27 protein-coding genes are annotated in these 21331 nt (G+C 54.7%); 8 read left to right on the top strand and 19 right to left on the bottom strand.

Features of this window, described 5'->3' with window-relative positions; all coding sequences use genetic code 11:
* The first annotated feature begins 11 nt into the window (after positions 1–11).
* On the top strand, positions 12–521 hold the full coding sequence (locus ABLU96_RS25520) for a DUF523 domain-containing protein (protein WP_049101338.1): 510 nt from the start codon (positions 12–14) through the stop codon (positions 519–521).
* Positions 508–852 (top strand): DUF488 domain-containing protein, encoded by a 345-nt coding sequence (locus ABLU96_RS25525; protein WP_014228940.1) that lies wholly within the window; start codon positions 508–510, stop codon positions 850–852. The genes ABLU96_RS25520 and ABLU96_RS25525 overlap by 14 nt, the downstream gene beginning before the upstream one ends.
* Here the strand turns inward: ABLU96_RS25525 and ABLU96_RS25530 are convergent.
* The 3 genes from ABLU96_RS25530 to ABLU96_RS25540 form a co-directional block, all read right to left on the bottom strand.
* The gene (locus tag ABLU96_RS25530; RefSeq protein WP_025106943.1) at positions 847–1086 is read right to left on the bottom strand and encodes a DUF333 domain-containing protein; all 240 of its coding nucleotides are present in this window, start codon (positions 1084–1086) and stop codon (positions 847–849) included. The genes ABLU96_RS25525 and ABLU96_RS25530 overlap by 6 nt on opposite strands.
* Positions 1087–1348: 262 nt before the next feature.
* Complete coding sequence (locus ABLU96_RS25535) at positions 1349–1600, bottom strand: ogr/Delta-like zinc finger family protein (protein ID WP_004213128.1); 252 nt, start codon at positions 1598–1600, stop codon at positions 1349–1351.
* 43 nt (positions 1601–1643) lie between these two features.
* On the bottom strand, positions 1644–2783 hold the full coding sequence (locus ABLU96_RS25540; protein WP_265825016.1) for a phage late control D family protein: 1140 nt from the start codon (positions 2781–2783) through the stop codon (positions 1644–1646).
* A gap of 154 nt (positions 2784–2937) precedes the next feature.
* Between ABLU96_RS25540 and ABLU96_RS25545 the strand changes: the two genes are divergently transcribed.
* From ABLU96_RS25545 to ABLU96_RS25570, 6 genes are read left to right on the top strand one after another with little or no spacing between them, the layout of a single operon-like run.
* Positions 2938–4110, top strand: coding sequence for a phage tail sheath family protein (locus tag ABLU96_RS25545; protein WP_348862894.1), 1173 nt, complete (start codon positions 2938–2940; stop codon positions 4108–4110).
* On the top strand, positions 4110–4625 hold the full coding sequence (locus ABLU96_RS25550) for a phage major tail tube protein (protein ID WP_004131586.1): 516 nt from the start codon (positions 4110–4112) through the stop codon (positions 4623–4625). Before ABLU96_RS25545 ends, ABLU96_RS25550 begins: the two co-directional genes overlap by 1 nt.
* 45 nt (positions 4626–4670) lie before the next feature.
* Positions 4671–4988, top strand: a complete 318-nt coding sequence (locus ABLU96_RS25555) for a hypothetical protein (protein WP_004131585.1) — start codon at positions 4671–4673, stop codon at positions 4986–4988.
* A complete protein-coding gene (locus ABLU96_RS25560) occupies positions 4988–5146 on the top strand; it encodes a GpE family phage tail protein (protein WP_071839164.1) in 159 nt (52 codons plus the stop codon). Before ABLU96_RS25555 ends, ABLU96_RS25560 begins: the two co-directional genes overlap by 1 nt.
* Positions 5133–8108 carry a phage tail tape measure protein gene (locus tag ABLU96_RS25565; RefSeq protein ID WP_348862896.1) on the top strand — a complete coding sequence of 992 codons (2976 nt, stop codon included), beginning with the start codon at positions 5133–5135 and terminating at the stop codon, positions 8106–8108. The genes ABLU96_RS25560 and ABLU96_RS25565 overlap by 14 nt, the downstream gene beginning before the upstream one ends.
* Positions 8109–8123: 15 nt before the next feature.
* The gene (locus ABLU96_RS25570; RefSeq protein ID WP_135685137.1) at positions 8124–8615 is read left to right on the top strand and encodes a phage tail protein; all 492 of its coding nucleotides are present in this window, start codon (positions 8124–8126) and stop codon (positions 8613–8615) included.
* 150 nt (positions 8616–8765) lie between these two features.
* Here ABLU96_RS25570 and ABLU96_RS25575 read toward each other — a convergent pair whose 3' ends face one another.
* The 16 genes from ABLU96_RS25575 to ABLU96_RS25650 all read right to left on the bottom strand — a co-directional run bounded on the left by ABLU96_RS25575 (position 8766) and on the right by ABLU96_RS25650 (position 21329).
* On the bottom strand, positions 8766–9692 hold the full coding sequence (locus tag ABLU96_RS25575; RefSeq protein WP_004131582.1) for a hypothetical protein: 927 nt from the start codon (positions 9690–9692) through the stop codon (positions 8766–8768).
* A 258-nt stretch (positions 9693–9950) separates the two neighbouring features.
* On the bottom strand, positions 9951–11048 hold the full coding sequence (locus tag ABLU96_RS25580; protein WP_348862898.1) for a phage tail protein: 1098 nt from the start codon (positions 11046–11048) through the stop codon (positions 9951–9953).
* Positions 11033–11248 carry a hypothetical protein gene (locus tag ABLU96_RS25585; RefSeq protein ID WP_061154995.1) on the bottom strand — a complete coding sequence of 72 codons (216 nt, stop codon included), beginning with the start codon at positions 11246–11248 and terminating at the stop codon, positions 11033–11035. The genes ABLU96_RS25580 and ABLU96_RS25585 overlap by 16 nt, the downstream gene beginning before the upstream one ends.
* Positions 11245–14274 carry a phage tail protein I gene (locus ABLU96_RS25590; protein WP_348862900.1) on the bottom strand — a complete coding sequence of 1010 codons (3030 nt, stop codon included), beginning with the start codon at positions 14272–14274 and terminating at the stop codon, positions 11245–11247. Before ABLU96_RS25590 ends, ABLU96_RS25585 begins: the two co-directional genes overlap by 4 nt.
* Positions 14264–15187 (bottom strand): baseplate J/gp47 family protein, encoded by a 924-nt coding sequence (locus ABLU96_RS25595; RefSeq protein WP_048261656.1) that lies wholly within the window; start codon positions 15185–15187, stop codon positions 14264–14266. The genes ABLU96_RS25590 and ABLU96_RS25595 overlap by 11 nt, the downstream gene beginning before the upstream one ends.
* A 1-nt stretch (position 15188) precedes the next feature.
* Positions 15189–15539 carry a GPW/gp25 family protein gene (locus tag ABLU96_RS25600; RefSeq protein ID WP_017898624.1) on the bottom strand — a complete coding sequence of 117 codons (351 nt, stop codon included), beginning with the start codon at positions 15537–15539 and terminating at the stop codon, positions 15189–15191.
* Positions 15536–16123 (bottom strand): phage baseplate assembly protein V, encoded by a 588-nt coding sequence (locus ABLU96_RS25605; protein ID WP_048261655.1) that lies wholly within the window; start codon positions 16121–16123, stop codon positions 15536–15538. The genes ABLU96_RS25600 and ABLU96_RS25605 overlap by 4 nt, the downstream gene beginning before the upstream one ends.
* Positions 16120–16755 (bottom strand): phage virion morphogenesis protein, encoded by a 636-nt coding sequence (locus tag ABLU96_RS25610; RefSeq protein ID WP_348862903.1) that lies wholly within the window; start codon positions 16753–16755, stop codon positions 16120–16122. Before ABLU96_RS25610 ends, ABLU96_RS25605 begins: the two co-directional genes overlap by 4 nt.
* Complete coding sequence (locus ABLU96_RS25615; RefSeq protein WP_032720044.1) at positions 16752–17219, bottom strand: phage tail protein; 468 nt, start codon at positions 17217–17219, stop codon at positions 16752–16754. Before ABLU96_RS25615 ends, ABLU96_RS25610 begins: the two co-directional genes overlap by 4 nt.
* The gene (locus ABLU96_RS25620) at positions 17220–17555 is read right to left on the bottom strand and encodes a peptidase (RefSeq protein ID WP_224235274.1); all 336 of its coding nucleotides are present in this window, start codon (positions 17553–17555) and stop codon (positions 17220–17222) included. It lies immediately after the preceding gene.
* Positions 17556–17741: 186 nt separating this feature from the next.
* Positions 17742–18287, bottom strand: coding sequence for a lysozyme (locus ABLU96_RS25625; protein WP_348862905.1), 546 nt, complete (start codon positions 18285–18287; stop codon positions 17742–17744).
* Positions 18284–18568: a phage tail protein gene (locus tag ABLU96_RS25630; RefSeq protein WP_103468831.1), complete on the bottom strand. Its 285-nt coding sequence runs from the start codon at positions 18566–18568 to the stop codon at positions 18284–18286. Before ABLU96_RS25630 ends, ABLU96_RS25625 begins: the two co-directional genes overlap by 4 nt.
* Positions 18559–18759 carry a tail protein X gene (locus ABLU96_RS25635; protein ID WP_004131559.1) on the bottom strand — a complete coding sequence of 67 codons (201 nt, stop codon included), beginning with the start codon at positions 18757–18759 and terminating at the stop codon, positions 18559–18561. The genes ABLU96_RS25630 and ABLU96_RS25635 overlap by 10 nt, the downstream gene beginning before the upstream one ends.
* Positions 18759–19274 (bottom strand): head completion/stabilization protein, encoded by a 516-nt coding sequence (locus ABLU96_RS25640; RefSeq protein ID WP_048261645.1) that lies wholly within the window; start codon positions 19272–19274, stop codon positions 18759–18761. The genes ABLU96_RS25635 and ABLU96_RS25640 overlap by 1 nt, the downstream gene beginning before the upstream one ends.
* 104 nt (positions 19275–19378) lie before the next feature.
* A complete protein-coding gene (gene gpM / locus ABLU96_RS25645) occupies positions 19379–20245 on the bottom strand; it encodes a phage terminase small subunit (RefSeq protein ID WP_348862907.1) in 867 nt (288 codons plus the stop codon).
* Positions 20246–20294: 49 nt separating this feature from the next.
* Positions 20295–21329 (bottom strand): phage major capsid protein, P2 family, encoded by a 1035-nt coding sequence (locus ABLU96_RS25650; RefSeq protein ID WP_348862909.1) that lies wholly within the window; start codon positions 21327–21329, stop codon positions 20295–20297.
* Between the last annotated feature and the right edge of the window lie 2 nt (positions 21330–21331).

The following is a 21331-nucleotide window of genomic DNA, read 5'->3' on the forward strand; positions in this document are numbered from 1 at the left end:
ATGGATGCATGATGAAGGACAAAATTTTGGTTAGCGCCTGCCTGATGGGCTTTCAGGTTCGCTATAACGGTAGTCACAAAGCCCGGCTGGCTAACGCGCTGTCTCGCTGGCAGAGCGAGGGGCGGCTGGTCACCCACTGCCCGGAGCTGGCTGCCGGATTGCCCATCCCCAGGCTACCGGCGGAAATCCTTGGCGCGCAGGGAGGGGATGTCATGCAAAACCGTGCGAAAATTGTTGAAAGTGACGGCCAGGACGTCACTGCGCGCTATCAGCTGGCCGCCTGGCTGGCGCTAAAAGCAGCGCAGGAGGAAGGCTGTACCGCAGCATTGCTCACCGACGGCAGCCCAACCTGCGGCAGTCAGTTTATCTATGATGGTACCTTTAACGGACAGCGCAAGCCCGGTGCCGGCGTTGCCGCCGCCCTGCTTCGCGAATACGGGATAACGGTATTTTCCGAGCAGCAGTTGCCGCAGCTGCTTGCCTGGATGGAACAGAGGGAGAGTGACGATGATTCAATGTAAACGGGTTTATGACCCGCAGGAAGCGAGCGACGGCTACCGGATACTGGTAGACCGCCTGTGGCCGCGCGGAATAAAAAAAGAGGCGCTGAATTACGATGAGTGGTGCAAAATCCTGGCGCCATCGACTGATTTGCGTAAGGCTTTTCACGGCGAGACGCTTGATTTTGCCCACTTTAGCCAGCGCTATCGCCAGGAGCTGGAAGCCCACCGCGATGAAGGCGAGCGCCTGGCCGCGCTTGCCAGGCAGCAGCCGCTGACGCTGCTCTACGCGGCGAAAAATACCCGGCAAAACCATGCCCAGGTGCTGGCTGACTGGCTGAAAGCGCTATGACTTAGCCGGATGATCGCGCCGCCAGAGCGCCCATTCATCTAACGTTTCACCACTGGGTAGCTTGCACTCGGTGCGCACGCCCTGCGGGCTTTGGACAGGAACCTGTTTCCCTCCCAGCTGCTGGCAGTATACCGAAGCCGGGTTAGCCATCCCTATCGGGTGTGCTTGCTGCGCTGGCTGACTCTGCGCGCATCCGGCAAGCGCCAGAGGTAGCATGACTATCATCCCCTTCATTTCCCCTCCTTAATCGATTAAAACGGTCTTTCACCCTGAATCTCCACGGTTTCTCCATTTTAGCTGCACTTTTGCATCGTAGAGTAGCCCTGTTCTCGAATTGACCAGAGAACAGATCATTCCATAATCAATGAGTTTTCCCCGTCGCCCCCGACGGGGCTTTTTTTTGGGATTTAATAAATTGAAATAAAAGGATTTATTTCAAAAATGTCCACATATCGACCACATTGACAAGAATAGCCCCCTTTCTAGGGGGCTATTTTTATACTGCAAGACTGAGTTGACTGTTCCCGTAATGAGAAGCCGGGAAAGCGTCGCCGGGGATAAATCCTGGCGGCAAAGGATCTGCGCTGGTTGAGCGCTTCGTCACTCTGCGCTCTACGGTGTTCAGCGTTGTGAATGACTCGCTGCATTCAAGATTCTGGCATTGATGATATTGCCGGATGGTGAACTCGCTTAACCGGCGGCTGGTGCGGGTACGGGCGTTTGCGCCGCAGTAGGGACAAACAAACATGATGATCTCCCATAGGGAGTTGAACTCACACCTATTATGGCCGCTACCGTTCAGTTTCTGCAATCCAGTCGCTTATTTTCGCCTCAAGCTCCATTTTCGTGGTAAATCCATTATCACCGATCACATGTTCCGCTCTGGCTATGATCCAATCCTGATTATCGATTTCAGGCTTAAAGCCCGACACGTTCAGATGCATACCAGGATATAAATCGGCGCGGCCGCGCGCCAGGGTTATCGAAAACTGTGCCGCGCCTTTCTGGAGCTGTATCCATTTTGCCGCAGCTGCGCGCCTGGCCGCCGTTTCGTTCTGATAGGTTTTACGCAAAACATACACGTTACCTTCAGCGCCCTCCATGTAATCCCCTTCCGGGCGGCTGCTTTTCTCCTCAGCCTTTTTTCTGGCAGTATTTGTTTTTCGCTTAGTGACCTTGACCGGTTTTTTCTTACCGAAATTAAGATCCAGCCAGTACGCCCGCACACCAGTGTAAGCATCACGATCGGCAATGCGGAACCTGTGACGATCTCCGCTGGCACGGGTGATCTCAGCCGATGGCAGCGCCCTACCGGATGCACTGAGGCCGCCCCCAGGCAGGATAAACAGCAGACAGCCATTTTTCACGGTGGCAATAGCCCCCAACATCTCCGCCATGCGCGTTAAAAACGACATGTCGCTCTCTTCGGTCTGATCCGCATGGTCGATCTCAATGTCGATCAGGGCCTCGCTAATCATCGGCATCAGGTCATAACGCCGGGCTATGGCCGATACCACCCGCTCTACCGTCACATCATGCCAGGACACCTCCCGCCTGACGTTCATCTCTTCGCGAAAATCAGCGCTGTGTGCGGTGATGTCAATAACATCCGGCGGCCCGCTATGCCCCACCTCGTCAACGGTGTAGAGGCCTTTGTAGATCAACGCCTCACCCAGCCAGCCGATGGACACCGCCAGCTCCGCACCGCGTGGGGGTAAATCCGTTACTCCGTCAGAGTCATCTACTGACAGAGTTAGCTGGTCAGCATCAAAACCGTTGTTATCTGTAACAGATAGCGAGGTGATTCGGTCGGCCAGTTCAGTCAGGACGACCCCACCCAACGTGATACTAAAATCCGGTGTCTTTACGACCTCACTTAATTTTTCTACATACGCTTCGGCTGCTGTTGTCAGCGTGTCTGCTATCGACATAACTCCCCCGTTTTTTGCTGATGATTCCATGCCCGCGCGCGGGGCTGAATCCCTTTTTGTTGTCAGCGAACGGGCAGACCGGCAACCAGGCGACGCCAGCAGACTTAACGTTGAATATTGCCCTGAACTCAAAGAGAAACATGATGGTGAACTTATGTCTGAAACTCGTTTTCACGGCGTCCGCTCTCGCGAAAATACCGACCTACAGCAGGCAATCAATGACATTGATTCCAGCGTGATCGGTATTGTTGCAGTTGCTGATGACGCCGATCCGGAAACTTTCCCGCTAAATACGCCGGTTCTGCTGACACGGGTGCGTAACGTCCTCGGCAAGGCAGGTAAAACCGGGTCACTTTACAAAACCCTCAAAGCCATTTCCGATCAGTGCAGCCCGCACGTTGTGATTGTCCGGGTTAAAGAGGCTTCCGGTAACGGCGCCAGCCAGTCCCAGGCCGTTATTGGCGGAACAGATGGCGACAGCTATACGGGAATGTATGCCCTGCTGACAGCGGAAGCCAAAACCGGCTATCGTCCGCGCATCCTGGCGGTACCGGACTACGACACCGAGGAGGTAACGTCACAGCTTTGCGTGATTGCCCAGAATCTTCGGGCTTTTGTTTATGCCGGTTGTAACGGCTGCACGACCATGGCGGAGGCTATTGCTTATCGCAAAACCTTCGCTTACCGCGAGCTGATGCTGATCTGGCCTGACTTTATCGCTTACAACCCCCTGACGGATGTTAACGAAACGTTTCCCGCCCCGGCTTACGCCTGCGGCCTGCGCGCCGCTATCGATAACAGCCAAGGCTGGCACAAATCGCTGTCGAATGTTGTGGTGAATAACGTTCTCGGTATTTCGAAGGATGTTTTCTGGGCATTACAGGCAGAAGACAGCGACGCGAACGAGCTTAACAACAACGAAATCACGACGCTTATCAAGCGTGACGGTTTCCACTTCTGGGGCAACCGCACCACGGATACCGAAACCTACACTTTCGAGGTGTTCACCCGTACCGCGCAGATCCTGGCGGACAGTATCGCGGAGGCGCAATTTGCCTCTGTTGACAGCCCGCTCACTCCGGCCAACGTGAAAGATGTGGTAAGCGGCATCCGCTCTGCGCTCAGCAAAAAAGTCACTGCCGGCCAGCTTATCGGCGCTGACTGCTGGTATGACACGCTGGACAACGGCACCACGGATTTGCGCCAGGGAAAACTGATTGTGCGCTATAGCTACAGCCCGGTCCCGCCGCTTGAAGATCTGACGCTATACCAGACCTTTACTGATGATTTTTACGAACCGGCGTTCGCGTCGCTCGGGGGTGAATAATGGCTGTTCCTCACAAACTGCGGCTTTTTAGCTGCTTTGTTAACGGCGACAACTATCTGGGAAAAGTGACCTCATTCACTCGCCCCAAACTGTCACGAAAGATAGAGGACTATCAGGGCGGTGGCATGCTGGGTGCGGTCGGTGTTGATCTCGGCCTTGAGGCTGGCGCGCTGGATTCCACCATTGTATTTGGTGGTGTCATCAAAGCACTGTTTCTCGAATACGGAGCAGAAATTGACGGCACGCGGCTGCGCTTTGCGGGTGAATATTTCACTGATGGCGAAAGCCAGCTTGTCGAGGTAGAGCTGCGCGGGCGATTTACTGAACTCGACGGTGGAGACTCAAAACAGGGAGAAGACACGGAGGAAAGCTACACCTTTAAATCCACCTACTACAAATTCTCCATTGATGATCAGCCCATTATCGAAATCGATCTGCTGAATTTCATCTACAAAAAGAACGGTCAGAACATGTTCCCGGACCGCATCACCTCCGCCCTTGGCATGGGCAATTAATAACCTTTCAGAGGGTGGCAAAGATGCCACCCGGAGATTTTTAACATGGCTAAAAAAACTAAAAACCTGTTCACGCTGATGCAGCCGGTAGTTCGTAAAGACAGTGAGATCGGTCAGGTGGAAATCACCGGCGCCATCAGTCAGGCCGGATCGTTGCGCGGCCTGAATCTTATCCGCGTTGCCAATATGGATGCAGACTCAATTGCCACGCTGTTGACGCGGGTGACCGCGCCTGCGCTGACGCAAAAAGAAATCAACGAAATGCACACTCTGGACTTTATCGGGCTGGCAGAGCTTCTGGTCCCTTTCTTGAATCCGCCGGAGCCTGGAGCGTCGAACGTGGCGGAGACGGAGAGCGAGTAATCACCGTTGCGTTTGACCAGATCGATGATCTGGTTGCTGATATTGCCGTTATTTTTAACTGGCCGCCCTCTGAAGTTTTCGGCATGGCTCTTGGCGAGGTGATAGCCTGGCGCAAGCGGGCGGCGCTTCGAAGTGGTGCCAGTGATGAAGAGTCTTGATATACGCGTTGCTTTCAGCGCTATCGACAGATTTACCCGCCCCGTTAATGCTGCCCGCCAGAGTGCGGGCGGCCTTTCCGACTCCCTCGGAAAAACACAATCCACCCTGAAAGGGCTCGATAAGAGCAGTGCCACTTTTCAGCGAATGACCGCGGCCGTCGGCAAAACCGATCGTTCCATCTCACGTGCCCGCGCCCGCTTTGATGGCTTGTCAGAAGCGCAACGTAAAAACGGGACGCTGACAGAAAAACAGCAAATACTGATGTCCCGATTGGGTGAGCGGCTTGATCGGTTGACCGCAAAACGTGTGACGGAAGTGGCCCGCCTTCGTGAGAGTGCATCAGCCCTGCGTCAGCATGGCGTCATGCTTTCCGGTAGTAGTGCCACCATCGGTAACGCGATACGCCGCACAGAACAATACAACCAATCCCTTGAACGGGAAAAACGGCAACTTGCTGCGGTCACTCAAGCTCGTAAACGTTACGAGGGTGCGCAGCAGATGGCCGGGAAGTTGCGCTCTGGCGGTGCCATAGCATTAGGTACAGCAACCGCTGCCGGGTATGGCGCCGGACGCTTCATGTCGCCTGCGGTTGGTTTTGATGAGGAAATGTCAAACGTCCAGGCGCTGACGCGGCTCGATAAAAGCGATTCGCAGCTGGCCGCCTTGCGCACTCAGGCAAAAAAACTCGGTGCTGAAACCGCCTTCACCACACGTGACGCCGCCAGCGGCCAGGCCTTTCTGGCAATGGCGGGCTTCACGCCAGATGCTATCCGTGCCGCACTGCCCGGCGTGCTCAATATGGCACTAGCGGGCAGTATGGAATTGGGTGAAACGGCAGACATCGGCTCAAATATTCTTTCACAGTTCGCCCTCGACGCCGGAGAAATGGACCGCGTCAGCGATGTGCTGACAGGTACATTTACCCGTACCAACACCACGCTTAGCAGCCTCGGCGAGACAATGAAAGTTGTCGGGCCGGTAGCGGCGGGACTTGGGATTAGCCTGGAAGAAGCCGCAGCCATGACTGGCACGCTGGCGCGCGTGGGTATTCGCGGTAGCGAGGCCGGTACGGCAATGCGTCGCTCCCTCTCCCGCCTGGCCTCCCCCACTACGGCAGCCAAAAAGGCGCTCAAAGAGCTGGGAGTGGAAACTGCCGACGCGAGCGGAAAGATGAGACGTCCGTTCGATATTCTTCTCGATCTACAAAAACGCGTTTCCCGCTTTGGCGAGGTGGATCAGGTTTCATTTTTCAAAGATATCGCCGGAGAAGAGGGTTTTACGAGCCTCCAGTCTTTGGTCAACGGCGCAGGTGATGGCTACCTCCAGTCACTCTATGAACAAATTGCAGAAGCACATAAAAATCAGGAGGCCTTCGCCGTCGCTAACAAGAAGAAAGACAACCTGGGCGGCGATTTGAAGGAGCTGGACAGCGCGTGGGAGGCGTTCCGCATTTCTGTGGCTGAGACAGTAGACGGCCCATTACGCAGGCTGACACAGGGGCTTAGCCGGGTTATTGGCACTATTCAAAGCTGGATAGAAGAAAACCCCAGACTTTCACGAACGTTGTTACTCGCCGGTGGTACTGCACTGGCATTAACCGCAGTAATTGGCGGTATGTCATTAGCTGCTGGTCTACTTTTAGGGCCGCTTGCAAAGCTCAGGCTGGGGTTTGCACTGCTGTCCGGCGGGAGCGGCATCGGAGGTACGGTATCAGCGTTCCGCATATTGAGTGCTGTGGGCGGCAGTTCACTGGCAAAAATCAGCGGATGGCGTGCCTTACTCGGCGGTCTGGCTGGACGCGCCAGCGTATTAACCAGGTTGATGGTAACCCTGCGCGGCGCGTTACTTGGCGCCTTTTCCTCTCCGGGGACGGCGATAAGCGCCCTGTCAAAAGGCGTTGGCGGGCTGGCGCTGCGGCTAACCGGGATCCCTGCTCTGCTCGGTATTGTGAAAGGTGGAATTACGACACTGGGCGGCGGATTATCATTGCTCTTGAGCCCAATCGGTTTAGTGGGTGCTGCGTTTGTAGCTGCTGGGGTACTGTTCTGGAAATACTGGGGACCAATTAAGGCCTTCTTTAGCGGTTTTTTTACAGGCGTCATCCAGGGGTTAGCGCCTGTTTATAACGCATTTTCCCGGCTGGCGCCCGTTTTCGGTGCCATTGGGGATGGCGTTAAAAACGTCTGGAACTGGTTTAAAAAAGTATTAACCCCCGTCGAGGAGAGTCGCGAGGCGCTAAACAAATGCGCCAGCGCCGGGCAGACATTTGGAGAGGTCCTGGGGACTGCACTTAGCGTACTGCTTTGGCCGCTTCAGAAGTTAATGGAAGGTGTTGGCTGGTTACTGGAGAAGCTCGATCTCATCCCCGATGGCATTGAAAGAGCCAGGCTAGAAGCAGCCAGACTCAGGGCTATTCCGGTTATGTGGGAATGGGATGAAAAATCCGGACGCATGGTTAAAAGGGAGTGGCAATGGTCGTCTGAAAAGCCTGCAAGCAAAGGCAGCGCACCGCCGCCCAATGTGCTCGGGGGCAACTCTGGAACAGAGCGGCGGTTGGGCCAAATCGCGGATAACACCAAAGGCCTTTTAGATGAGGAAAAGCGCAAACGTATCGGGCCGGGTGACATTGTATTTAAAAACCTCCCTCCAGCCTTTGCAGTGCGTGGTGAATGGCAGGAGTCGAGGCTTGTCCGCCAGTCCGTCAGCGCTCGCCCGGTTATTGCCGCTGGCGAACCATTGATAAAACAGACGCAGGCATGGCAACCGGTACGCCGAAATCAAAACACCCACACGGCGGCTGCGGCTTCAGATAATAGCTTTTCCGGTGATATTCACATCCATCTGCATGGCATTCAGAGCAGCAATCCGCGCGAACTGGCGCGACTTGTTGGCGAGGCTGTCCGCGCGGAAATTGACAAACAGCAACGCGCTGCCCGGGGTTCGTTCCGGGATAACGATTAATTTGGAGTAATAACTATGATGATGGTATTCGGGCTCTTTGTATTTGAACTCAGGACACTGCCCTATCAGCAATTGCAGCTGTCCCGTAACTGGCGGCACGTTAAGAATGACCGTGTGGGCCGGAGCGCAAAATGGCAGTACGTCGGCGCAGGCGAGAACCAACTGACGCTAGGTGGATTGCTGTATCCTGAAATCACTGGCGGCAACCTGTCGCTGAGTGCTGTCTCGACAATGGCCTACACCGGGCTGGCCTGGCCGCTGATTGATGGCGTCGGCTCTATTTACGGGACGTATGTCATCACGGGTTTGCAGGAAACGCATCAGGAGTTTGATCGCTACGGTAAGGCGAAAAAAATTGAGTTCACGCTCTCGTTGCAGCGGGTTGATGAAGATATCCGGGAACGGCTGCAAAGCACCTCTGCCAGCGATCTGTTGGCAACACTAAAACAAGGTGCAGAGACTGCATTAAATACAGCTCAGGAGACACTCGGCGATATGACTTCCTGAGCTGCAACACAGTCATCAATGAAGATACTGCTATTAGCTTAGATTTGTCCTGACATATCTATCGCCCAGAGCCAAACCTAATTTGACAGGAAGCTCTGCACCTGAAGCTGCTATTACTGAGGCCTGCCTAATGTAAAAACTATTCACAAATTAATAGTTTTCCAATGAAAATTTTTCAAAACCATAATGGTCGAGAATATTGTTTAATAAATTTATGATTTCAACTCTAAATTCATTCATTTTTCTTTCAGTGACATTATCACTTATGATTAACCATTCATTCTGCTGCGTGATTTTTCCTGCACGTACCTCCTGTGTTGTGTAATCTCTTAAATATTGAATTTTCTTCTTCAATTCTTTATATTCAGGAGGTAAGCTTTTCCTTTCAGGGATGCGTACCTGCTTTTGTACATGCCCCTCTCTGTTTACAAGATTACCTGTAGTTAATGCTTGTTGAATAGCCTCAAGCGACTGCAAAAATTTGTCTATACTGTTTTCAAAACAGAATTTCGTATGAAAGGCCGGTCGATCAAAAGCAGAATAGAGCATATCGCAAAACAATTCTTCAACACTATATGCATCACGAAACTTAACAATATCGTAATAATAACTTGCTTCTATCTTTGGATTTTCACTTAACCATTCACAATATTCATCCCAGAACCAAATACTTACTTCAAAAGTATAAATGTTAGAGTCATTTATAGAGTCAATGTAATTCTGAAGCACCTTATCCCGCATTCCAGTAATTGCAATAATATAACGATCAACTTTTTTTCCTGAGTCAATGAACTCTCTTATTTCATCATCGATTTCTTGAATTGAAAGAGAACTAGCAGGTGTTTCCTTTGAAGCTGTAGTTTTCCACACTCTTTTTTTACACTGGACTACAACTCTTTGACCATTATAGGTATTATCACGGCCAGATATATCAATTCCTCCCTGAGCCTGCCCAGCTCTTCCATGCCGATGAGTGTTTGGATCTTTCCATAGCTCACGGCATAATTCGCATGTCAGTCTTTCAAAGTCCTGCCAGTAGGCGGGGATTGGATAATCCATCATTATATTTCTTGCCATTTTTATCTCCCAAACATTACATGAAAACTATTTGATTTTTGCTTTGTGACACTAACATATTTGTCTATACCCGTTTACAATTTTCTGAGTTAGTAAGGCAAAAGAACCTTCACTGATTAATGATGTCGTAAGGTCTGGTTCTCGCTCGTAGCAGACTATCAAATTTGATTGTGTACTGAAGGTGAAACTGTCAGGTCAAGTTTGAGCCAATACACTTACTCGATACCGGCAACCACTGTCATTCTTGACCGTGTCTTTTTATGCTATACGTTTCCACAGGCAGAGGGTGACATATTCGTTTGTCACATCGATCGCATCGTTTGCGGTTTCTCGTTCGCCCGCCGCGTCGCTATAGGTTCCTGCTGTCATATTGAGCGGCCCGCTCTTCTGGTTGTCCGTGCCATGTGTCGTGGTCGGATCCCAGGTCTCACCGGGTGATCTGTCACCCGATTTGTGCCAGTGTGGAGGGAGGTTGCTGGCTGCAATTTTTACCTTATTGCTGCCACCGGTCGCACCGTGCCCGGAACCAATGCGCACTACCCTGTCGGCAAAGGTATCGCTTAAACTCTCCCACGTCTGCCACGGGAAGCGCTCAGCCGGGCTTTTTTCACCAGGGATAATGATTCCAGGATAAAGAATGGCATCGACGATATCCTTAAACCCCTCACCGTCACAGTTCATCCCCAGATTCTCGCGCGCATTTTCAACGTCGGTTAAATCAGATAGGTTACTCTCTTTTTGCAGTGCGCCGGTAATGCGTGAGTCATCCCCCGCAGCTACCGTTCCCGCCTCGGTGCCCACGTCCCGCGTGGCTGAGTTACCCAGTTCAAGATTATCCCGGGCCTCTTCGGTATCGTTTAAATCAGAAAGATTTTGTGCTCGCCGCAGATAGCGTTTATCACCCGTTTCCTGCGTGAGTGTGGCAAGCGCCGGATCGATAATGAGCTGCACACTTGAGCTGTGCGTCAGTGTCAGCACCAGCGTCAAAATGATCTCTTTGATGATTGAATCCGATTGCGCCGGGAGGTATGTCGCCGGATAAGCGCCGTAAGCAATGAGCGTTCCCTTCGCACTGACCAGCCCCGCCTCTCTGAGCGTCTTACCCGGATAATCCCGGCAGTTGATAACAATCTGACCGCTGATAAACCCCTCATAGCTTGAATCAGAATCAAAGGTTTCACGGCCAAACTGACCAAAAAGCGCCGTCACCGCCGCCAGGTCGTCGGGATCGTTTGGTAAAGTCACGCCGCCACCATCACCGATCAGCACGGCGGTAATATCCACGACTTCTCCCGCCTGATATGCAGCTTCAATTTCGGCGGCGCCTGCCGTGGTTAGTGTCAGTCCTGTTGCCATAGTGTTTCCTCTGCTTCAATGCCATACACACTGGCAAGACGATCATAAAAATCTTCACTGACAGTTTTGCTGTCGGCATCAATATCGCTTTCACCGGGATGAATAACCCCCGCAGCTTGGAGCATTTGCAGGTATTCAAGGAAAAATTCATCGGTCTGGCAAAATCCGATCAGGCTTTTAATTTGATTGAATGTTTTCATAATTTATTCGTTATCCAGTTACCGGGTAAATCTGCGAAATCGTCCAGGCTTGTGCAGTTGTAGAACGCGTAATAATGCGCCGTGACGTTTGGCACCTTGCCCATAAATTCCAGGCCCTTACCCGTGATGGCAGAGCATCCCCTGAATGTGGCCGTCGTGGTGACAATCGTCGAATAACTGTCGAGATTGAATATCGTGCTGACGTTAGTTCTCAGTTGCACGCAGCCGTCAAACAGGTAGCCGATTGTCGTGGCCGGTAAGTTATTCAGCAGACCGGGCCCGACCTCTTCCAGTGCGACGCACTCGGCAAACACATTAGTGAATGTCGTGGCGTTGATACTGGCGACAAAAAGACCGGCAGGCACTGAGCGCAGGTTTTTACATCCCCTGAAGGTCTGGCCGTAGGCCGTCACCAGCGGGTTACCACTGAACAGATTTTCCGGTATTTCCACCACGCCGGTATTCTGGAACGTTGCGCCGAATGCGGTGATAAGCGGGCACGATGCAAACAACGACGGCGGAATGCTCACCAGCGCCGCGCAGCCGTAGAACGTAGAACCGGCACTGATCAGCAGGGTGTTATGTTTCAGTAAATCAGCAGGCAATACCGCCAGCGCAGTACAGCCGGAGAACGTCAGCGTCAGGGAAGTCAGGTTGACACAACCCGCAAACAGATCGGACGGCAGCGCGGCCAGCGCGGTGCAGTCCTGGAAGGTGCTCCCCATTGCCGTCAGAGCAGTCAGATCGCTGAACAGCTTTTCAGGTAGTACGGCAAGGCTGGAGCACTGGTTAAACAGGCCGGTGACATTCGTCACTTTGCTGCATCCTGCAAACATATCCCCGGCCAGCGATACCAGCGCCGTACAGCCCGTAAATGTATAGGTCAGGTTAGTCAGTGAACTACAGTCACGGAATGCCCCGGCCCCGATGCTTTTCAGGGATGTACATTGGGTGAATGCATAATAGAACGTCGTGACCAGTGATTTACCTGCAAAGGCCTCTGCTCTGACGGTCGTCAGGGAAGAGCAGGCATAAAAAGCCCGGTCAAAGCTCGTTACCTTGTTGCAGTCCACAAACGACGGTAGCGCTTTTAATGCTGTGCAACTATGGAAGACGCTGGCAAAGGTAGTTGCACTGACACACCCCTCAAAAATATCATCGCCCACTTCTTCCAGAACACGGCAATAGTAAAAAGCGGAGGAAAATGTCTGCGCAAGTGCACAGCCAGAAAACACGGCTTTTCCCGCTTTTACCAGTGAAGAGCAGCCGGAAAAAACCGTTCCAAAATAGTTAGCCAGAGGTAAATCCTTAAAGAACTCATCGGGCACAGAAAGCAGTTGTGTGCATCCACTGAATGCCCCGCCGAAATGCGTGGCTTTCAGGCAGTTGCGGAACAGGCGCGGCGGTAGCTGCGTCAGCGCCGTGCAGCTCCTGAAAATCGCCGTAAAGACGCCACCAGGCACATCGCTGAATAAATCTGGTGACAATGTTGTCAGCGCGCGGCATCCATCGAAGGTATAACCGAAGCCATTTCCACTGACACACCCGTCAAAAATGCCCGTCCCGGTATCGATAAGGGATATACATCCCGAAAACGCACTGGTGAAATTCGTCGCAGCAGCACAGCTCCGGAATGTGTTTTTGCCAGCACTCAGCAGCCGCGTGCAGTTCTCAAACACTGAGGTGAATAGCGTCACCTGAGATAATTCGCTGAACAGCCCATCAGGAACAGCAGCCAGTGCCGTGCAGCCATAAAAAGCCGACGAGAAATTTGTGGCACCAGTAATCCGCGCGAATAAACCCTCTGGCAGTTCAGTCAGCGACGAGCAGCCCCGGAAAACAGAGTTACAATTCTGAATATTCGGCAGATCGTCAAAAGCCCCGGAATGAACCTTGTAAAGACCGGTTGCACCGCTCGCGAAAGAAACAAGATTGTCCCTTTCTCCCGTCAGAAGAATGATTTCCTGCACAGGGTTCAACGTCACTGAAACGTTACCCGACGTGCGCTGGAAACTGGCGGTTTCTGTGTTCTTGACCGTTACTGTGTACTCTTCTCCCTCCACAACGTCACGCGTCGGAATAACCCAGCCGTATAAAGCACTGGCTGCATCAAAACGGTATTCCCGGCTGTCTGTTCCGTCGCCATAATCAATAGTGAAATCCTCATCCATGCGCACGTAGAACAACGGACGGCTTGCATTGTCGATGCGGGTGATGAACTTCATCACCGCGACCACTTTCACGTTGATCACCGCGCTGACGCCGTTAGTCGTCGTGACGGTGACCGAACAGGTGCCCCGCTTCACGCCCGTAACCAGAATAGCGCCGTTGACAATTCGGGCAGTCGCGATTGTTTTATCCGACGTGGTTACCGTAAAGGTTTTATCTTCCGCGTATTCAGGGAGGATGGTCACCGTGACCGTTTCCGCGTCACCAGGGGCCAGATTCAGCTCGTAGCGGGATAAAATCACCTGCAACGGGACAAAGCGCGGCGTGATTTTCTCCGTGGCGTACATGTAACCGGCCGCATATGAGGTTCCCTGAAGTCGGCCAAATACATGAACGGAAAACCAGCTGCGCAGGTTCCTGGCGCGCAGCACCGCCAGTTTCAGATCCTGCTGGTCGTATTCCGTCACCGGCAAATCGTTCTGATAAACGTTCAGGCGAAAGGTATACGGATCCCCTTTCGGGTTCTGATTGAACCATTCAACAATATCCGTCCCAAAAGGACTGTCTACCAGGGCATGACGGACGGCGGCGACCGTCCCGCGATGGCGGTGGATATAGTGGGCGCGCTTGATCGCATCGCGTTTCTTTTGTTCTGACCAGTTAATATTCCAGGTATCAACCTGGTATTCCCACGCCAGCCACGGCAGAAGCGCCAGCGGGCAGCTGTCAGGATCCTTCACCCAACGGATCAGATATACCGGCAACCTCTCCAGTGCGGCGGCGCTGGCCCTGTCGATGGCCCGCTCCACGGCGGTTGCGTTGGGTGGCAGAATGCTGGCGGGATAATTAGCGGTCATAGTCCATCACCACAAGATTGATTTTCACAGAGGTGCAATGAGGTGCTTCGCCCATCGTCGCAACGACGTCGGCGGCTGGTGAATGCAAATCGACGGTGACAACGCCGTCCTGATGCAAAGCCCCGTCTATGCCCGACCGTGCAGCGGTGGCGTTGATAAGATGCACTGAGGCGGTGTATTCGTTCAGTGCTGCGGTGGCTTTTTCCAGCACCGTGGCGGTGTCCACGCCGTAAGGGACGTAAATGTCAGCAACCACCTGATAATTCACTATCACAGCGGAACGGACGTAATCAGCCACATAATCCGTAATCGGGCGCACGTCTTCAGGGTTTACCGCCGCAAGGACTTTATCGAGCAGCGCCTGCGGGGCGGATCCATCCCCGGTGCGTGACAGCACGTAGAGGAAAACGCGGCCTTCCTGATTATGAGTTTCAGGACCATAGGCGCGCACGTCGAGCACATCCGCATCTGCGCCTCGCGCAAAATAGTGATAGGCATTACGGGCGCCCGCCGTGCTCAGGCGCGCCCATGAGAGCAGCGTGCGGGCGCGCAGCTCTTCGTCGCTTTCGTATACGGCGTCCGCCTCGTCGGTGGCTTCAGTAATCAGCAGACGTTCAGTGTCAAAATTACCCGAGACCTGATCGAGATCCGCCCCCAGGGCGCTGGAAAGCAGTACCGCGCGAACGGCTTCATTGATGCGTTGCAGCAGATGGATCTCGCGATAGGTGAAGGCCTGAGCCAGTGCCGCCATCGGTTCAGATTCCAGCAACAGCGCAGCAGACACAGAAGCCTGAAGTTCCGCAGGCATGGCCGCCACGATAAGCGCCCGGATATCAGCCAGCACCGTTTCAAAATCGGGCACCTCGACGATATCAGGCTGCGGGATCTGAGATAAATCGACGGACGTTTGCACACTAGCTCCTTAACCTGATGGTGTTGCTGGTTTCTGTCATGGTTTCCGTGATGGTCCCGCTCAGCTCGGCGGTCACTGCGCCTGTTTCTGAAAACACCACGTTGACGGTGGTCAGGCTGATCCGCGGCTCCCACTGCGCCAGCGCGATAGCGGCGGCGCCCATCAGCTGCATGCGGGTGACGGCGTTCTGCGGCGCATCGAGCAAATCAGGGATCGCGCTGCCAAACTCCCGGCGCATCACACGCGAGCCTGTTGGCGTGGTGAGGATTTTTGTCACGGACTGCCAGAGCTGATCGTGATCGGTCAGCGCGCCGGTGCCTTCCGGGTTCATCCCGGTGTAACTGGCTGTCATCGCGTGCCCTCCGTCCAGCTTCCGCCGGTCTGAACCCTGCCATGACCGTGGCTGTCAACCTGGACACCGTTGGACGTTAACGCACCGTTGCTGTGAGTTACATCACCGGCCATCGTGCCGCCGTGGGTCAGTTCGAAAGTGCGCGCTTTAAGTTTTTCTGTGCATACCACCTCGGGCGCGTCCAGCGTGACGCGGGTTTCTGCCTGGATATGCGCGGTTTTAATGCCGGTCACGGCCAGCGCTCCGGCATCGTCGGCTGCGTCGTAATGCAGGCGAGCGCCATCCGGTGCGGTGATGATGATTTCCAGCAGGCTGCTGCCCGTTGGCGGATTATCTGCGCTGTATGCAGAGCCAATCACAAACGCGTTTTCAGGGTTGCCGCCCGGGCAACCGATCCAGACCTGCTCCCCTATGGAGGGCGGCAGCCAGATGCTGAACGCCCCGGCGCGGGTGACATTCCAGCGGATCCAAGTGGTCAGCAGCCTGCCGGAGCGAACGCGCACCGCTTTCTTGTCAGCGCTGATTTGCTCCACCACACCCTGGCGCAGAATGTTTTCCAGCAGGCGCATCAGCTCGGCATTCATGACGCGCCGCCCAGACTGCTGATAGCGGCGTTTTCCGTAGCGATCAGGTCTGCCGGAGTCATGCCCAGCAGTTCGCGCACCGGGTACTGTGCGTAAGCGCCCGGACCAACTTCGTCTTTGAGGCCGTACTGGTGAATACGGGCAATGCGCGCAGCGATGCCGTCAAATCCAACAGTGACGCCGCCCGCGTCCGGTCTGACCTTCATAAAACGCAGGGTGCGCAGGCGGGTAAACATCGGCGCTTTTTTTGTCTCTGAATGCGTCGCTGATTGTGTTTTGATTTCCAGATAGCGCTCGATATCGGCCCGGTAGAAGGTACGTATATCACGGCGCTTCTCATCAAATCCCGTGATCGTCCGGCCATATTTACCGCGCCCGCCCCGCCAGTTTTTCAGCGCCCGCACCTCGTTATTCCAGAAGAACTTGATCCCCTGCTGGGTGCGGTAAACTTTACGACGGCGCACGGCATAGCCGCTACCGTCCGGGTTTTTCTGTGAGGCGATGCGGCGCTGCTGACTGCGGCGCACTGCCAGGCCAATTTTGCGCGCGGTACGGGTGCGCCCCGCCGGGCTGACGCCGTCGAGGATGTCCTGAAAGACTTGATCCAGCTCGCTGAACATGCGATCGCTCACGCTCCGGCCTCCTGAAGCATGCCTTCAAATACCAGCCCCCAGCCTGCGGCGTGGGGTGCCAGCACGCGCGGGCGCGGCTCCGGCAAATGCTCGGCATACGGCACCCCGTTTTCATCCAGCTGCACCAGTACCCGCTGACGCACCGGCAGCTCAAACATAAGATCGGCGGTGTCATCGCTGTTAATCAACGTGGTGAATTTAATCTGCTGGTTTTTATCCGGGTTCAGCAGCAGATCGGGCTGATTAAACCAGAGCCAGGCCATCAGCGGCAGCGTGAAGTCGTCAATGCTCCCGGCGTAGTTCATGACGAACAGCACCAGAGAATAGCGGTACATGAAAGACGGCGTTTCACCGGTCGTTTCAATGCCACCCTCTTCAACAAACACCGTCCAGGCTTCCGGGTTCGCCCGGCACCAGGTGTTTGCTTTCTCTATGGCGGCGCGGAGTGTGTTTATCTTCAGCATTTATGGCTCCTTTCGGGTGTTCTGGCGTAGACTGTCCCACTGGCGGATCGCCGCTTTGTCAGCATTGCAGGCATCAAGCGCATCCATCAGCCTGTCGCTGAATATCGCCACCGCGCCCCAGGTCACTGGCTTATCCAGCGCCGGGCGTGGCGTCTCTTCGAGCAGGCTCTCCGGGACGGGTTCACGGACCAGTTGAATGATCGGCGCGGGCGGTGTGTTTTTGCAGGCGGCGGCTGACAGCGTCAGGCACAGCAGTAACAGCGCACGTGTCACCATTGAACGCGGCCTGCATTGCTTCACGTCGACGCTCCCCTTCTGCATTACGCTGTTGCTCACGGACTTTCACCTCTGCCAGTAACTTATGGGTTTGTATGGCGGTCGCCTTCACTTCCTGGATAACCTGGTCGTAGCCGGTCGCCGTTTCGGTCAGCAGCTTGTTGCGGGTCCGGGCCTCGCTCAGTTGGTCGGTCTGCCACCAGACAGCAGCCAAAAGGACAAGCATCACAATCACGCTGCCCGCCCTCATGACGGCGTACTCAGGCCCAACAGGCACCAGGCTTTAAAATCGTTGCGCCGATTAACCAGTCCGGGGGAGCGCTTACCGCCCGCATTGACAAAATCAGTCAGCCTGTTGCACATCTGCGGCCATTGCCTGGCCTGAGCATGTTTCCAGATCGTGGTTCTCTGCTTGCGTCCGTTTTTATCGGTGAACCACATCAGCCCGGTGCAGCCCAGATTCAGGGCGGCATCCGTCATGGCCTCAAAGGTGAGCTGCGGCATGTCGGCGCCGTGGAAATTGTTATTGATGCAGTTTTCTGCCCGTTGCAGATCGTTGATCCAGCGCCGCGCTATTTCCTGGTTGCTGTATTCGCGGTTTTCCACGCCGCCCGTGGAACCGATACCAATGGTCAGAGCACCCGCCGTGCAGTAATAAGGCGTGTTGCGGCAGTCTTCCCAACCGGCAATTTTCTGCTGCCCTACTTTCGTCGTTCTGACGCTTCCGGGTGCCAGTGAAATGCCCAGGGCCACAATCACCGCAATCGAACATTTTTTGATGATGTTCTTCATGTCGAGTTATCCCCGTGCAGTTGCTCCAGCAACTGCCGTTCGCGGTCCGACAGGTTGCGGGTTTCCGCCTGGCGGAGAATCTGCTCTATCAAATCGTTACGGCGCTGGCTGGCCTGCTCAATGCGGCGGCGGTGAATCGCCAGCCGGACGGCGGAAACAATCCCCAGAAGAAGGCCAGCCAGCGCCAGCTTTTCGCTGACGGTCATGACGCCCACGCCGGTCACCAGGGCGGATGTTGCAAACGCAAAATATTCGTTAATACGATCCAGAGTCATTCCCATAACTGGACGGTTACCCGTTCCACCTCGCTGGTTATCACGGGCATTTCGATCTCCTGCCCGGCATTCAAAAAAATCTGGTTGCTCAGTCCCGGATTAGCTTCGAGCACCTTCTCCGTGACACCTGCGGTTTTGCCGTAATGACGCCAGCAGAGCTGATCAACCGTGTCGTTTTGCAGCGCCCTGACTTTCATCAGAACAGCTCCGCATAAATACGGGCTTCTTCCCGAATGTCCGCGATACTCCAGCGCCCGTCCCGCCAGAGATCATCGATCTGCCTGTCCAGAGCCTCCGCATCCTTGTCGCCCTTAGGCGTGGTGCCAACGTCCCTGTAACCTTCCAGTACGCTGGCGCGCGTGAAGGAGTAGACCGCACGCCGGAAGCGATAGACTTTTGCGCTTTCTCCGTTAATCTGCTCGACAGATTCACCGGTGGAAGTCAGCAGTACAGAAGCCAGCGATTCCGCGCCTTCAGCTTCCCTTTGCTTGCGCCAGTCCTTCAGCTGATCCGCGACATGCAGCGCGGCCTCCGTTGCCATATGCATTAACCGGGATGTTGTAATGTCACCGGCGATGCGGGCCGCGAGGCGCAGATCGTGGAGCTTCACTGTCGGCCAGAAAGTGCCGACGGCAATCTGTGCGCCGCCGTCGTCCACATCCGTCACATCACTCTCTGCGGACCTGACGGGGCGCTGTGCGATAAAACTCATCGTCGTTTCTCCGGTAGGTCAGGCGGTGGGCGTCCGGTAAAAAGACCGCATTACGGGCAGATCGCCGAGCGCGCCGCCTGCGGCGCAGGGCCAAGTCGTTACAGTCAGGCGTTTTCTCTGGCGGCGGTTTTCGTTGTCTTTTTTACCGCCGTTTTGCGGGTGGCTTTTTGGGTGCCGGCCGCCGTTTTCGTCTGCTTGCGTGTTCGTGTTGCTTTTTCTGCTACGGGTGTTTCGATTGCCGCTGCATCACTGGATGAAGTCTCATCTTCCGCATCGCTCCCCGCCGCGCTGGTCTGCGGTGCCTTCTTCAAAGCACTGACCAGAGAGGCGATCTCCCGTTTCACACCAGCTCCCGGGTTCAGGCTCATGGCTTCCCGGAAGAGTTTCAGCGCTTCGCCTTTGGTTTCCGCGTCTTCCGTGTCGCGGCGGCAAAATGCCCTCACCTTGCACAGCTTCGCGCGGACCTCATCCGGCATATCACTGTCAGCCACAATTTCGGCAAGTTCGTCCAGCATGGCGATATAACCTGCCAGCTCGGCCCCGGCATCCGTGGTGGCGATGTTCAGAATGGGGTTACAGATTTCTTCGGTCAGCACCGTGGGCGCCGGGCGGCGATAGTTGTCCTCCGGCATACTCAGGCCATGCTTCACCACGTAGCGCCCGATACGCAGCGCCAGCGCATAATCGGAGCAGTCCACCGCCCAAACCATCAGCGTGGTGATAACCGGATCCGCGCGCCCGCTGTCGCCCTCGATAGTTCCGTCAATCCATCCCTCAAATTCCGGCAGGATGCTGGCTTTTACGGCGGCCTTCGCCTGTCGGGACTGGATCTGGCTCAGCGAGGATTTATGCATATGCAGGCGAAAGAGGATCTGCTCATGCGCGGTGCGTGTTTCTGCATCACGCTGATCGCTGCCGCCTCGCCGCTCTGCCATGACCTGCTGGAAGTGTCTTTGTGCCGGTGTCAGCATGCGTTCATTCTCCTGGGCGGGCTTGCTGCCCGCCTGGTAGGGGTTGTTATCAGGCGAATGTCACGCCGTCGATCATGGCAATCATGCCGTACTCTTCAATGACATAGTCGTCATTGCTGGACTGGTAAGTCGCAATACGGTTGTAGTGCGGCTCTTCCCGGATCGAGCGACGCAGGGAGCCTTTCTGGTAGTACACAGAGAGGTTTTTCAGGTTGGTGATTAACACCACGTCTTCAGGAATGCCCGGCACAAAGACCGTCGGCAGGCCGCCGATCTTTTCCTGGCTGACAATGAGCTGCGCGGCCAGTAGTTCGGTATTCGGATTGGTCTGGCTGAGCGCGTTCACTTTTGGCAGGTTCACTTTCAGCAGCAGATCGGACGAGAGCACAGTCACCAGACCGGGAGCGCGGCGGAACCAGGGATCCATAAGGCTGTGACGTGCATCGAGCACGGCGGCATCAATATTGCCGTAGGTGCCTGACGCAATCACTGCGTTATTCTCATCGCGGGAGGTCAGCGTGATACCCGGCATAATGCGCTGCGGCGCCTCATTGCGGATTTTTTGCAGCCAGCCAACGCCGCAATCCTGCAATAACGGATAGGTTGTGCGGTCGGAGTTTTCAGAGTAATGCGTGCCATTAAAGCCAATCATCTGGCGATCCAACCCCAGCTGACGAGCCATCGCATTACTGATTAATGACTGAAATTCAGGATGACCGGCCCACGCGTCCAGCTCCGCATACGAAAGCGCATAGTCATAGTTGGTTTTGCGGCAGTGGTAGTTCTGCGGCTCTTTGTTATGGTTCGGTGCCGGATTTCGGCGGTTGGTGCCGTCCGAGCTGTTATTGGTGCTCGCCATCGGTCCTTTACTGCCGATTTTTACTTTCTGCCCTTCTTGCTCTTTAACCCCGAAGTGGTTAACCAGCTTCATGAAGTCATCCGACTCCATGGCGGCCTGTTCCAGTTTTTGCTGGATAGTCGGATCGACGCTAAAGCGGTTAGCAACGGCTGAAGGTGAGACGCCGTTCAACTGCGCCTGTCGCGCAATGTAATGATCAAATAGTTCGCGGGTCTGGTTTTCCATGG

Origin of the sequence: Klebsiella sp. CN_Kp106 (assembly GCF_040064575.1) — a bacterium.
Classification (GTDB): domain Bacteria; phylum Pseudomonadota; class Gammaproteobacteria; order Enterobacterales; family Enterobacteriaceae; genus Klebsiella; species Klebsiella michiganensis.